The sequence below is a fragment of the Waterburya sp. genome (genome assembly GCF_058530065.1).
This window is the reverse complement of the sequence record NZ_JBZNBU010000312.1, coordinates 1-12,664: the sequence shown is the minus strand read 5'-3', so window position 1 is coordinate 12,664 and position 12,664 is coordinate 1. Positions and strand designations below refer to the sequence as shown.

Here is a 12,664-nt window from a genome sequence, read left to right as displayed (position 1 = left end):
CAGCGTAAAGACGGAGCAAGCAGGGGGAAGTATATGGCTTTGACGGTGGAAAGAAAGTCAAGGGTAGAAAACGTCATATTTTAGTAGACACTTTAGGTTTACTATTGGAGGTCATAGTAACTGAAGGCAATGGTTCAAAAAGAATTAATGGACTTGCGCTATTGCTTGAATCACAAGCGAACTTGGAGCGATTAGAATTAATTTGGGTAGACCAAGGATATCAAGGTGCTAGATTTGAAAGAGGGGTACAAAACCTCGCTTCAGCTAAGGTTGAAGTAATGAAAAGAGAGGGAAAAGGGTTTCAGTTATTAGCTAGAAGATGGGTTGTCGAAAGAACTTTTGCGCTTGTTACTTCAAAAGCGTCGCCTAGTGGTGGATTATGAAAAATTACCAGAAAACAGCGAATCTCTAATTTATATTGCGATGGTTCATTTAATGACAAAAAGACTATCTCAAAACCAGCAAGCTTTAGCTTAATAATTTATTTATAAACAGCCTCTAACTAAAAACTAAAAACTAAAAACTAAAAACTTAAGATAAATATCAAAATAACAAAAATGCACTCAATTCCCGCAAACTGAGTGCATCAAATTAATTTATGAAATTAATTGGAATAACTATATATCAAGCAGGTCTCATAACCACTACTCCATAAGCATCGGGGTTGAGATATTTTTGGGCTGCTAGTTGTAAATCTTGGGCAGATACAGATTGAATATGTTGGGGATAATTGAGGGCAGGCAGGAGGTCTTGTAGTTGGGAATAGTAATAGCCGTAAAGATTGGCGCGATCGCTCGGACGCTCATTAGCAAAAACAAAACGATTGGCTACTTGGGTGCGGATGCGATCGATATCTTTAGCAGCAATAGGTTCGGAGCGAATAGTTCTAATACAATCGGCGATCGCCCGTTCTACTTCGGCAAGATTTTCTGGAGGTAAGGCAGCAGAAATATAAAACACTCCTTGATGGGTTTGGGTCATATTACTAACGCCAATTTGGTTGACCAGTCCTTTTTCTTCCCGCAGTTCCCTAAACAGACGAGATACTTTACCCTGTCCTAAAATTACTGCCAAAATATCCAAGGCATAGGTTTCGTCGAGATTTTCCATCCCTGGGACGCGCCACACCATAACCAAGCGGGCTTGTTGTAAGCTTTCGTCAGTGTATTCTTGACGTACGATACTAGCAAATGGTTTTTCGGGAGTTAAATCGGGAATCTGGTTTTTTTGATAGTCATCTCCCAAACTATAATGGCGATCGAATGCTTGGGTGACAGTATCGATCAATTCTTCTACAGGTAAGTTCCCCACTACCGCAGCGGTCATCGATTGGGGCTGATACCAAGCACCGTGAAAATTTTTCATTTGCTGCGATCGCAAGTTGGCAATTACTTTTCCAGGACCTAAAACTGGACGACGATAGGGGAGAGTTTCATAACAAGTTTCCATCGAACGATAAAAAGTACGACGGCGGGGGCTATCTTCCGAACGACGAATTTCTTCTAAAACGACTAATTTTTCTCTTTCAAAAGCTTCATCTTCAAGGCTAGGATTCAAGACTACATCTAGCTGTAGGGGAGCTAGTTGGGCAAAGTCTTGGGGTGCAGTCGTAATATAGTAATGGGTATAATCTTGGCTGGTAGCAGCATTAGTAATTGCCCCCCTTTCTTCAATTAATTGCTCGAATTCACCAATTTTAAGATTGGGCGTGCCTTTAAAGACCATATGCTCTAAAAAATGAGCCATCCCGTTAATTTCATCGCTTTCTTTAGCAGAACCCACATCAATCCAAACATTTAGGTTAACTGCATCGACGGGCATTTGCTCGGCAATAATCGTCAACCCATTATCGAGCTTGCAAATAGTTGGAGCGTTGAGTTTGGGCTGTGTAGTGAGAATGGAAGTCATTAAATAATTAGGTATTTAACTATAAAAATATCTAGAAAACTTATAGTTATTCTAGTGCCTATCCTCTCAGAAAGGGAAAGATCGACCGTGCGATCGCGTGAATAAATTAAATCCAAAACTGTGAGAAAAATGTTTAGTTGGGAACTATATTAGTTGAACGTGCATAAATAAGGGGGCATCAAGTGTCATTAGGTTGGATAAAAACGCTAGCATCAATCTCATTAGGTTTATTTATTTGGGATTCTGAATTATCTGCTGAAGCTATATCCCCCCCCACTATAGATCGTACTGAAGAATGCGAACTATTGGTAATTGGTGGTGGTTTGGCAGGAGTCGCAGCTAGCTATGAAGCTTTATTGGTGGGTAAAACCGTTTGTATGACCGAAATTACTGATTGGGTAGGAGGACAAATTTCGTCTCAGGGTACTTCTGCTTTAGACGAAAGAACGACCCAAAGAGCTAAGCTATTCTTCCCTCGCGGTTATTTAGAATTTAGAGAACGGATTGCCGAATACTACGACGAACTTAACCCTGGAGACTGTTGGGTAAGCGTATCTTGTTTCTTGCCCAAAGATGCCCATCAAGTAATGTGGGAGCAATTACAAGCTGCGGAAAAAAAAGGACAGGGCAAACTAAAGTGGTTTCCTGCCACAGTAGTCAAAGATTTAGCCATCGACACCATATCGGGGGAAGGAACGGGCAAACAAATCCAAAGTGCAGTCGCCATCCAACACAGCCCGAAAAATAAAAATTTACCCCTCAATGCCCTGCCCCTTTCTGGCATGATTGAAGATGCTTATACCTACGAAGACTCGGACAACTTTAGTAAAGAGATAATTCGTTTTGTTCCTGCATCTACTTTAGATAAAGCTCCAGACTGGTACGTTATTGAAGCTACCGAAACAGGAGAAATAGTCGCTTTAGCCGATATTCCCTATCGCTTGGGAATCGATCCCCTCTCTCCTTCCGAACCGTCTTCTTCCAGCGTCGAACCAGATCCCTATTGCACCCAAGGCTTTACCTATACTTTTGCCATGGAAGCGACAGAAGAACCTCAAGATAATCCAGAACCCGTATTTTACGATCGCCATAAAAACTATTACAGCTACGAATTAGAAAGACTGGCAGACTTTAATTTAGTCTTTACTTACCGTCGGATTTGGAGTCCTGAAACAGGAGAATTAGAGAAGTTTCGCGGTATTGAATTTACTGCCCCCACCCCTGGGGATATTTCCATGCAAAACTGGACTTGGGGCAATGACTATCGCCCTGGTACATCTAAAGATAATTTAGTCTATACTCGCGAACAACTCCAAGAATTAGGGCAACTCAAACCAGGAGGCTGGTTGGGAGGATTGCGTACCCAAACTCTCCGTAATGGCGAAAATCATGCTTTGGGTTATTTCTATTGGTTAGTGGAAGGAACTACCGATTCTCAGCTAGGAGATGGAGTTAAAAAACCCTATCCCAACCATCGCCTATTGACGGGACTCGATTCGCCGATGGGTACAATTCATGGCTTGTCTAAATATCCTTATATTCGGGAGGGAAGAAGAATTATCGGTCGTCCCTATCCTGGCTATTCTCAAGGCTTTACTATTACTGAAGTTGATATTTCGCGGGCGGACTATCGAGACGAACATTATAGCCAAAACCTAAATCGCAAGACCTATCGACAGCTTTGGAAAGGAGTAGACGGTATCGAAGCCGTAACTAATCCTAATTTGAGTATCGAGCAAATCAAAAGACGGACTCGTTCGACTATTTATCCCGATTCAGTGGGAGTCGGTCACTATGCGATCGATTTTCATCCCTGCATGAGCGAAAGTCCAGCCGAAAAGGCAGGCAATACAGAAAGAGAAGGAGAGCGTCAAGGAGGAGGACAAGCCTATCCGTTCCAGATTCCCCTCAGAGCCATGATTCCCCAAGAAATTGATAATTTAATCGTGGCAGGGAAAAGCATTGCTACCAGTCATATTGCAGCGGCTGCTTATCGAGTACATTCTTTTGAATGGTCTTCTGGCGCAGCAGCGGGAATAACGGCGATTTATGGTTTGGAATCGGGAATTATACCCTATCAGTTAGTTGATGAGGCTTTTATTCACGAAGATGAATTGAGAATCTTAAAAAGAAAATTAGATGCCAGTGGCAATCCGACTGCTTTTCCCGAAACTTCGATCTTCAATCAAGATTGGGAAGACTGGAATTAAAGAATTTAGGCGTTGGCAAATCAAGGTATGATTGAGCTATCGGGCGATCGCTAATAAACCTCAGTTCGGGTTCAGCTACTGACTATCGATCTAGTTATCAGTTATTAGTTTAAAAAACCTAGAATAAGTCAACTATATATAGTATTTAACTTATTGATTGACTTGATATAGGTCATTTAATCGAAGGATAAGCAATTGTGCCTGTTTTAACTGAGCTACTAAAAACTAAAAACTATTCTCTTCGAGCAATTCTTTGATCCCGAACTCAGGTTAATAAAGCAAACAACCGACTCAGCCTTCTTGAATCACTTAAGTGTGTATCTTCGCATCATTACTCTATTACCCTCCCTAACGATCTGCAGTTAATTCCATATTATCTGGGGAAGTGTGACCGCCAAGTAAATTACTATTGAAAGAAGAAATGGTTGCTGTAATAAAAAGACCAAAAATGATGGCAATAATAACTAAATTCTGATAATTAATCTGATGATTACTACTTTTTAACTGTTGCCAACAGATTTTATATTCATCAATTTTGATGGACAATCGCTCTTCAGAATCTTGAAGTTGAATATAAATATTATTTTCAATTTGTTCGATATTTTTGATATTATTTGGTCTGGTTTCTAAGAGAATAGCAAGAACACTTCGTGCGACATACATAATAAAGTATATTAATTTTTTAAAACTTTTGATGATAACTCTTATTTTTGATTAACTATTAAAATTCTACTTATTTCAACGATCTCGATCGCATAAATACAATTTTCTTTAAATAATAAATAATTAATTAATTTCTAATGAACCAAGTATCCATTCGCGTTCCCGCAACCACTGCCAATTTAGGAGTTGGTTTTGACTGTATTGGCGCAGCTTTGACTATGGACAATCAATTTGATTTTACTGCTGTTGATAGCGATATTAAACTTTCGATCGCCATAGAAGGGCAGGAAGCCAATAAAGTAGGAACGAATGAAGATAATTTAATATATCAATCTTTTTTGAGACTTTATCAAAAAATCAAACAAACTCCTCCCAGTGTAAAGATTGCAATAAAATTAGGAGTACCTCTTTCCAGAGGCTTGGGTAGTTCGGCTACAGCCATTGTCGGCGGTTTATTGGGTGCAAATAGTTTGGCGGGAAATCCTCTGAGTCGTTCGGAAATCATGGATCTGGCGATCGCCATTGAAGGTCATCCCGATAATGTTGTCCCTGCTTTGTTGGGTAATTGTCAGTTATCGGTAGCGGATGGAGACAAATGGCAAATTAGTTCGATTCCTTGGCATCAAAATATCATACCCATCGTAGCCATACCTAATTTTGAATTATCTACCGAAGAAGCGCGATCGGTATTACCCGATAGTTATAGCCGTAGCGATGCAATTTTTAATATTTCTCGTATGGGCTTATTGATTAGAGCCTTAGCTAGCAACCATCCAGAATGGTTAACAATAGCCTTAGCAGACAAAATACATCAACCCTACCGCCAAAAACTAATTGTGGGCTATGAAGAACTCAAGGCTACGGCAATCTCTGCGGGTGCTTATGGCATGGTAATCAGTGGTGCTGGACCTACTTTATTGGCATTAAGTAACCCTCAAAATACACAGAGAATAGTAGAATCAATGACTCAAACTTGGAGTAAATTAGGCATAGATGCTCAAGTACGCGCCCTTTCTCTCAATACTGTTGGAGCAGAAATTTTATAACCAAATCATTTTTAAATTAATGCACATCTTAGAAACTCCAAGACTAATAATTAGATATTTCTCAATTCGAGATTTAGAAGATTTATTTCCTATTTTGGGCGATCCTCAAGTCATGGAATTTTCTATTTTAGGAGTTCACGATCGCCATCAAATACGACAGTTTATCGAACAAAGATTGCTGTCTTATATCGATCCTGGATTTGGTTTGTATGCTCTAGTCAACAAAGAAAATAAGGAATTGATTGGCTATTGTGGCTTTTTTATCCAAAATATAGACGAGCGTAAAGAAGTAGAAATTGGCTATCGTCTGGCTGCTAAATATTGGGGTAAAGGATTGGCTACCGAAGCCGCCCAAACTATACATCAATACGGTCGAGAAAAATTTAATTTTCAGCGTTTTGTTTGTTTAATCGATCCCAAAAACATTCGTTCGATTCGCGTCGCCCAAAAACTCGGAATGAAATTAGAAAAAAGAATCGTTTACTATGGCATTGATGTAAATGTATACGCCAAATAAAGTAATGTGTTACTAAGACTTTTTCAGTAAATCCTATATCATAGTCATTCCAAATAAAAACCACACCAAGATAAGCTAATAAATTAAATTTACCAAATCTCTTTTATTTGACTTTCTTTTATCATTAATTGCTCAATTAATTCTCCTAATCAATAATAATTAACGAGAATTGCTCTTTTGATAGTTATTATGTACTGACATGAATCGCTGGAATTTGTTTTTTTACTCAACTCTCAATCTGTAAACCTCATTTTTCATTCTTGTCTAACGATCTTTCAATGTGTTTAACGATGTTTTAAACACATTGAAACAAGAGCCTAGAAAATGTAGTAAGACGTGAGACCCTGCTATACCTTGAATGTCAGAGGAGAGACTTGAACTCTCGACCCTCGGCTTATGAGTCCGATGCTCTAACCAACTGAGCTACTCTGACTTTTCTTCAATGAAAAAAATCATATCAAATTTTATTGAAAGTTTGCAAATAAATTTATATAAGAAAAACTTATGTGAATTTTAAGAGCATCAAACAGTTAAATTTCAGTAAAGTATGAAAGATATGGATCTAGAGAAAAATTAACAAAATGCAAGATAACTTAATAAGAGCAACAGCAGCAGATGGTGGAATTAAAGCCGTAGGAGTAATTACTACAAATTTGACAGAAGAGGCAAGAAGACGACACAAATTATCTTACGTAGCCACCGCAGCTTTGGGTAGATCGATGGCTGCTGGATTGTTGCTAGTTTCCAGCATGAAAAAAGATGATTCGAGAATTAATATCCATGTCAAAGGAGATGGCCCTTTAGGTACTATTTTAGCCGATGCAGGATTGGATGGAACGGTTAGAGGTTACGTACAAAACCCAAGTGTAGAACTACCTCCTAACGATCGCGGAAAATTAGACGTGGGTAGAGCAGTAGGTCACAATGGCTATCTTCATGTGGTGCGAGATTTGGGCTACGGACAACCCTATTCTAGTACGGTAAAGCTAGTATCGGGAGAAGTAGGAGACGATATTGCCCACTACTTAGTAACTTCCGAACAACTTCCTTCCGCTCTTTTGGTGGGGGTCTTTGTCAGCGAAATGGGAGTAACTGCGGCTGGAGGAATTTTATTACAAATTATGCCCAAAGCTGCCCGCGATGAATCTTTAATTAATTTACTAGAGTCTAGGGTTGGCGGATTGTCTGGTTTTACTCCTTTATTACGAGAAGGTAAGACCCTAAGAGACATTATGGAACAACTTTTGGGAGATTTAGATTTATTTATTTTCCCCGAATTACAAGAAGTAAAATTTGATTGTGGTTGTTCTTTCGATCGCGTCTTAGGAGCTTTGAAAATGTTAGGGGAATCAGAATTACAAGACATGATTGAAAAAGACAAAGGTGCAGAGGCAATATGTCAATTTTGCAACGAAGTATATCGGGCAGATGAAGTTCAATTAACTCAATTAATAGCCGATCTCAAAGCAGAATAGGCAAGATTATCGGAAATAAAGCTCAAGGTGCGGGGAACAATGGCAATCGAAATCAAATCTTGATGAAATAGACATAAATGTAGTATTTACTGAATAAATAAGAATGATAAGATGAGATACGATTTAACCGTCACCTTGGGGAAATCAAAGATCTATTTGCTGGTATGAGAATCGGGTAATTTATGGCGATTAATGAAGAACCTCTAAACTTTGGCTCGGATTCTATTGATAATGAATCTAACGCTAAAATAGATAGCAAACAGCCAGAAACGCCAGAATCGATTTCTAGCGAAAACTCTAGAGTTCGATCGGATCGTTCGAGCCAAGAAAATATCCAGGATCGAGATTTAAAGGAAAATATACTCGTGCCTCTGACTCCTCAAAAACCCAATTCAATACAACCTGTCACTCAACAAGCTGAAATAGTCAAAACTCGGACTAAAAAAACTCCCCTTTGGAAAATGTGGCAATTATGGGGGATTTTGCTGGTTTTATGTTCTGGGGGCATCGGCTATGGGGCGACTACTATGTTGTTGCAATTACCCAAAACTCAAAGTTGTTCTAAGGTTTTTTGGCCGATTGCCTCTGCTTCTATTCGCCTTTATTGCGCTCAAACTGCTGCGGAAGAAAAAGACGTTGTAGGATTGTTAGCTGCCATCGATTTGGTAGCAGTCTTGCCCGAAAATCATCCCCTCAGACCCGAAATCAACCGTAATATCGACCGTTGGGCGGAAGAAATTCTCGAAATAGGAGAAGCGGAGTTTCAAGCAGGAGAACTGGAAAGAGCGATCGCTACAGCCCAAAAAATCCCTGCCAATCTTTCGGCAAAAGAACTAGTAGACGGCAAAATCGAGCAATGGAATAAGATTTGGTCTCAAGGAGAAGAACAGTACGCTGAAGTAGAAGATAAACTCCGCGAAGGAGACTGGAATGGAGCTTTTAACTGGGCAGTACGTTTGACCGATAGCCCTAACGAATATTGGGCGACGACTAAATACGAAGAAAGCATCAATAATATTAACGTCGCTCAAGAAGAAGACGCAACTCTGACTAAAGCCAAAACAGAACTGGGTAACGGCAGAATCGAAGATCTAATTGTGGCGATCGATCGAGCAGACGATATTAAAGAAGGTAGCTATACCTACGAACAAGCTCAAAAGATTGTTACGGAAGGAAAAGAGAAACTAATCGCCAATATGGAATTTTTGGTGGAGAAAAGAGACTGGCAACAACTGCTCAGAATGACCCCCCGCATTCCTAGCAGTCTTAATTTAAAACAGAAAACTAGAGATTGGCGGATTCTTGCCAATGCTGGCTCTAGCGCGCAACTCGATACGGTATTTGGGATAGAAGAAGCGATAGAAGAAGCACAGAAACTCGAAAAAGATAGCGATTATTATGATTTGGGGCAAAAGCTCATCAAAAACTGGAGAGCAGAAATTGATGGGGTGCGTCATTTATCAAAAGCTAGGGAAATAGCTAGAGTAGGTACAATTGCCAACTTAAATCAAGCCATTGATGAAGCTAAGTTAGTTTCTCGTGCCAATCCTCGTTATGGCGAAGCCGTAAAAGAAATTAATAAGTGGCGAGGACAAATACAAATCATTGAAGATAGACCGATTTTGAATCGAGCAAAAGAACTATCTTATGGTAATGATATCAATGCTTGGCGTAGAGCGATCGCCGAAGCAAATTTGATTTCTCGCAGCAGCCCTCTTTATAAAGAAGCTCAAGACTATACTCGTAGTTGGCGTGCCAATATCGAACGGATTGAAGATCGACCCATATTAGACGAAGCAGACTCTTTTGCCAACGTTAATAATTATTCCGCAGCGATCGATGCAGCCCAAAGAGTTAGATCTGGTAGAGCTTTATATCCAGACGCTCAAAGTAGAATTGCCCGCTGGCAAGCAGAAATCGACGGACGAAGATACTTTACCGAAGCTAATAATCTCGCCCGTAGAGGTAGCCCAGAAGCACTAGCTCAAGCAATTAAGATCGCAAGACAGGTTTCTTCTAGTAGTTCTGTACATTTTCAAGTAGTGCGAGATGTTAATAATTGGGCAGCAGATATTTTAGCGATGGCAAGAGAAGCTTCTAATAATTCTTTAGAACAGGCGATCGCAATTGCCCAACAAGTCCCCTCTGGTACTACTAGTTATTCTGCCGCCCAAGGAGAAATTAAAATTTGGCGCATTAGACTCGAACCTCAAGATTTTGAGCCGATTCCTCCTACTTTTAGGCTAGATAAACTTAGAAAAGACCGTGAAGAGTAACCTATAACCTATAACTTATAACAGGGAGAAATAGGTAACGGGAGAAATACAAACAGGGGATTATTGTAAGTGTTTAAGATCGATAGTTGGGTTAAGATTGCTATGAAGTTTTAGAACGCTCCTTATGTCTAGAAGACCAATAGTTGTAGATTTATTTGCAGGTTATGGGGGATTCTCTTTAGGCTTTGAGCAAGCAGGATGGGATGTAAAAGCTGCTGTAGAAATCGATCCAGTTCATGCAGCAGTACATCAATTTAACTTGCCCAATTGCCAAGTATTTCCTTGTTCGATCGGCAATTTGACGGGTTTAGATATCCGAAATAGATCTGATATTGGGACTTCTACTATTGACGCAGTGATTGGCGGATCCCCCTGTCAGTCATTTTCTATGGCTGGATTGCGCGATCCTAATGATTCTCGGAGTTCTCTAGTCAAAGAGTTTTTCCGAATAGTTCTGGAATTAAGTCCTTCTTATTTTGTTTTTGAGAATGTTAAAGGCTTGACTATGGGGAAGCAGAGAAGATTTTTAGACGAGCTTATTGGAGCTTTTGAAGCAAATGGCTATTCTATTCGCCTACCCTGGAAAATCCTTAATGCAGCCCATTACGGAGTACCCCAAAAACGACAAAGACTATTTCTTCTGGGAGCAAAAAAAGGTTTCCCATTACCCAACTATCCTGTTCCTTCTACTAGATTGCCCAAAGATCGCAAAGCAGACTTGAATTTGCCTCTAGTGGCTACTTGCGAACAAGCCCTCGAAGATTTACCCGAAGCGGAAAATTTTGAATCTTTATTATTTGGCGATCGCGTATTGGTAGAAGATTGGCATACAACCAGCGACTATGCCCGTAAAATGCGCTGTCAAGCAAAAAATAGCTGGTATTTTGGCTATCAAAGACAATGGAATCCTACGATGCTTACCTGTAGTAGGAGAACCAATCACGCCCCTCAAATCAGAAACAGATTTTTAGCTGCAACCCCAGGCAAAATCGAATCCATTTCCCGTTTTTTCAAACTCCACCGCCAAGGGGTAGCCAATACCTTGAGGGCGGGTACGGATTCCTCTCGCGGGGCGCATACTTCCCCCAGATGTATTCACTATTCCTCTCCTAGATGCGTCACCGTCCGAGAAATGGCAAGATTGCACGGTTGTCCCGACTGGGTGCAGCCTCACACGACTAAATGGCATGGGGCAAGAGAAATTGGTAATTCTGTTCCCATTCCCCTCGCCAGAGCGATCGCCCTGGAAATTATTAAATCTCTGGAAATTACTCCTACTCCCCCCCAAACTATCCTAGAAACTCTAGATCCAGAATTATTATCGATGACCATGACTCAAGCAGCAGCTTATTGGCAAATTGAAGTACCGATTAAAGCCAGAAAACGTTTGGTGGCTAGTTTTTAATCGGGCGATCGCCACATAACTATACTATGCTTGACTGGGATAAGATACTTCCAAAATAACCACATCTCCATCAGCAACAAAATGCCCGTGAACTTCTCCTGGAGGTCTGCTGGCATAGTATCCAGGTTCGAGCCACAGATTGAAAGCTGCATCGTATAAACGACCAGAAACTACAAAAATTTCTTCGGGATAGTCGTGACTTTTTGCACCAAAAGCGATCGTAGAATAACCGCTTTTAAATTTAGTTAGTCTTGTATAGTCTCCTGTCTGTGGATCTTCTGCAATAGTCAACTGAAGTAAGTTGCCATTCGTACCTTCCATAATTTCCCAATCAGCGTCATTTGTCGCGAGAGGATTCCAATAAGTTGTTGTCGATTTCATTGATAGCCAACATTTAGGTATTTTATGGTTAATTTAAAATATCCCCACCCATCAAACGTCGATAGCGAATTTCTAATTCTTGTTTTAAAGCAGGATAATTATCTAACATTCTATCGGTGGCAATAATCTTTTCTGCTGCTTGTCTGGCTAAATTTAAAACTTCTTGGTCTTCTACCAGGCTGGCTAGGGCAAAATCGGGCAATCCTGATTGTCTTGTTCCTAGTACTGCCCCTGGACCTCGAAAACGCATATCTGCTTCGGAGATAAAGAAACCATCTTGGGATTCTTCTAGTACTGCTAAACGCTGTCTGGCTTCGACATTTTTACTGCTACTCATTAGGAAACAGAAGGAGTTACTATTACCCCTACCGACTCTTCCTCGTAATTGATGTAGCTGAGATAAACCAAAACGTTCGGCGTGTTCGATAACCATTACCGTTGCATTGGGTACATCTACCCCTACTTCAATTACTGTGGTGGAAACAATTATCTGACATTGATTGTCGCGAAAGGAATTAAGGGCAGCATCTTTTTCTGCCGAACTCATGCGCCCGTGTAATAAGGCAATGTTAAATTCGGGAAAGATATTTTCCGAGAGACGCTGATGTTCTTCTGTAGCTGCCTTGAGGTCTAGTTTTTCCGATTCTTCTACTAGGGGGAAAATAATATAAGCTTGTCTGCCTTGGGCGATTTCCCGTCTGATTAAATCGTAGACTTTTTTCCGATCGGCTTTGCCTTTCTTGACCATTGTTTTGATCGGCTGTCTCCCTGGAGGCAATTCGT

11 protein-coding genes, 1 tRNA gene and 1 pseudogene are annotated in these 12,664 nt (G+C 40.4%); 8 read left to right on the top strand and 5 right to left on the bottom strand.

Annotated features, from left to right (window positions below; genetic code table 11):
• Positions 1 to 29: 29 nt before the first annotated feature.
• Together AC33VI_RS18560 and AC33VI_RS18555 are read left to right on the top strand one after the other, a co-directional pair.
• Positions 30 to 383: pseudogene (locus tag AC33VI_RS18560) on the top strand (transposase); the annotation flags it as partial.
• The gene (locus AC33VI_RS18555; RefSeq protein ID WP_491783746.1) at positions 325 to 477 is read left to right on the top strand and encodes a hypothetical protein; all 153 of its coding nucleotides are present in this window, start codon (positions 325 to 327) and stop codon (positions 475 to 477) included. The pseudogene AC33VI_RS18560 and the gene AC33VI_RS18555, both read left to right, overlap by 59 nt.
• 147 nt (positions 478 to 624) lie before the next feature.
• Here AC33VI_RS18555 and AC33VI_RS18550 read toward each other — a convergent pair whose 3' ends face one another.
• Complete coding sequence (locus tag AC33VI_RS18550) at positions 625 to 1,908, bottom strand: M16 family metallopeptidase (protein ID WP_491783745.1); 1,284 nt, start codon at positions 1,906 to 1,908, stop codon at positions 625 to 627.
• A 182-nt stretch (positions 1,909 to 2,090) separates the two neighbouring features.
• Between AC33VI_RS18550 and AC33VI_RS18545 the strand changes: the two genes are divergently transcribed.
• A complete protein-coding gene (locus AC33VI_RS18545) occupies positions 2,091 to 4,118 on the top strand; it encodes an FAD-dependent oxidoreductase (protein ID WP_491783744.1) in 2,028 nt (675 codons plus the stop codon).
• 348 nt (positions 4,119 to 4,466) lie between these two features.
• Here AC33VI_RS18545 and AC33VI_RS18540 read toward each other — a convergent pair whose 3' ends face one another.
• Complete coding sequence (locus AC33VI_RS18540; protein ID WP_491783743.1) at positions 4,467 to 4,781, bottom strand: hypothetical protein; 315 nt, start codon at positions 4,779 to 4,781, stop codon at positions 4,467 to 4,469.
• 137 nt (positions 4,782 to 4,918) lie between these two features.
• On the opposite strand from AC33VI_RS18540, the gene thrB reads away from it, so the two are divergent.
• Complete coding sequence (thrB, locus tag AC33VI_RS18535; protein ID WP_491783742.1) at positions 4,919 to 5,827, top strand: homoserine kinase; 909 nt, start codon at positions 4,919 to 4,921, stop codon at positions 5,825 to 5,827.
• 19 nt (positions 5,828 to 5,846) lie between these two features.
• Entirely contained in the window at positions 5,847 to 6,344 is a 498-nt protein-coding gene (locus AC33VI_RS18530) for a GNAT family N-acetyltransferase (protein WP_491783741.1), read from the top strand.
• 359 nt (positions 6,345 to 6,703) lie between these two features.
• Here AC33VI_RS18530 and AC33VI_RS18525 read toward each other — a convergent pair.
• A tRNA-Met gene (locus tag AC33VI_RS18525) sits at positions 6,704 to 6,777 on the bottom strand.
• 148 nt (positions 6,778 to 6,925) lie between these two features.
• Here AC33VI_RS18525 and hslO point away from each other — a divergent pair.
• The 3 genes from hslO (at position 6,926) to AC33VI_RS18510 (ending at position 11,500) form a co-directional block, all read left to right on the top strand.
• On the top strand, positions 6,926 to 7,819 hold the full coding sequence (gene hslO / locus AC33VI_RS18520; protein ID WP_491783740.1) for an Hsp33 family molecular chaperone HslO: 894 nt from the start codon (positions 6,926 to 6,928) through the stop codon (positions 7,817 to 7,819).
• Positions 7,820 to 8,001: 182 nt separating this feature from the next.
• Positions 8,002 to 10,095 (top strand): chromosome segregation ATPase, encoded by a 2,094-nt coding sequence (locus AC33VI_RS18515; protein WP_491783739.1) that lies wholly within the window; start codon positions 8,002 to 8,004, stop codon positions 10,093 to 10,095.
• Positions 10,096 to 10,219: 124 nt separating this feature from the next.
• Positions 10,220 to 11,500 (top strand): DNA cytosine methyltransferase, encoded by a 1,281-nt coding sequence (locus AC33VI_RS18510; RefSeq protein ID WP_491783738.1) that lies wholly within the window; start codon positions 10,220 to 10,222, stop codon positions 11,498 to 11,500.
• A 24-nt stretch (positions 11,501 to 11,524) separates the two neighbouring features.
• On the opposite strand, the gene AC33VI_RS18505 is transcribed toward AC33VI_RS18510, so the two are convergent.
• Both AC33VI_RS18505 and AC33VI_RS18500 read right to left on the bottom strand, forming a co-directional pair.
• Positions 11,525 to 11,881: a cupin domain-containing protein gene (locus AC33VI_RS18505; protein WP_491783737.1), complete on the bottom strand. Its 357-nt coding sequence runs from the start codon at positions 11,879 to 11,881 to the stop codon at positions 11,525 to 11,527.
• A gap of 28 nt (positions 11,882 to 11,909) precedes the next feature.
• The coding region (locus AC33VI_RS18500) for a helicase-related protein (protein WP_491783736.1) at positions 11,910 to 12,664 on the bottom strand (755 nt) is incomplete at its 5' end.

Coding starts and splice junctions, on each gene's coding strand:
- AC33VI_RS18510 (WP_491783738.1), top strand. CDS start 10,220: ATGTCTAGAAGACCAATAGTTGTAGATTTATTTGCAGGTTATGGGGGA.
- AC33VI_RS18530 (WP_491783741.1), top strand. CDS start 5,847: ATGCACATCTTAGAAACTCCAAGACTAATAATTAGATATTTCTCAATT.
- AC33VI_RS18505 (WP_491783737.1), bottom strand. CDS start 11,881: ATGAAATCGACAACAACTTATTGGAATCCTCTCGCGACAAATGACGCT.
- hslO (WP_491783740.1), top strand. CDS start 6,926: ATGCAAGATAACTTAATAAGAGCAACAGCAGCAGATGGTGGAATTAAA.
- AC33VI_RS18515 (WP_491783739.1), top strand. CDS start 8,002: ATGGCGATTAATGAAGAACCTCTAAACTTTGGCTCGGATTCTATTGAT.
- AC33VI_RS18550 (WP_491783745.1), bottom strand. CDS start 1,908: ATGACTTCCATTCTCACTACACAGCCCAAACTCAACGCTCCAACTATT.
- AC33VI_RS18540 (WP_491783743.1), bottom strand. CDS start 4,781: ATGTATGTCGCACGAAGTGTTCTTGCTATTCTCTTAGAAACCAGACCA.
- thrB (WP_491783742.1), top strand. CDS start 4,919: ATGAACCAAGTATCCATTCGCGTTCCCGCAACCACTGCCAATTTAGGA.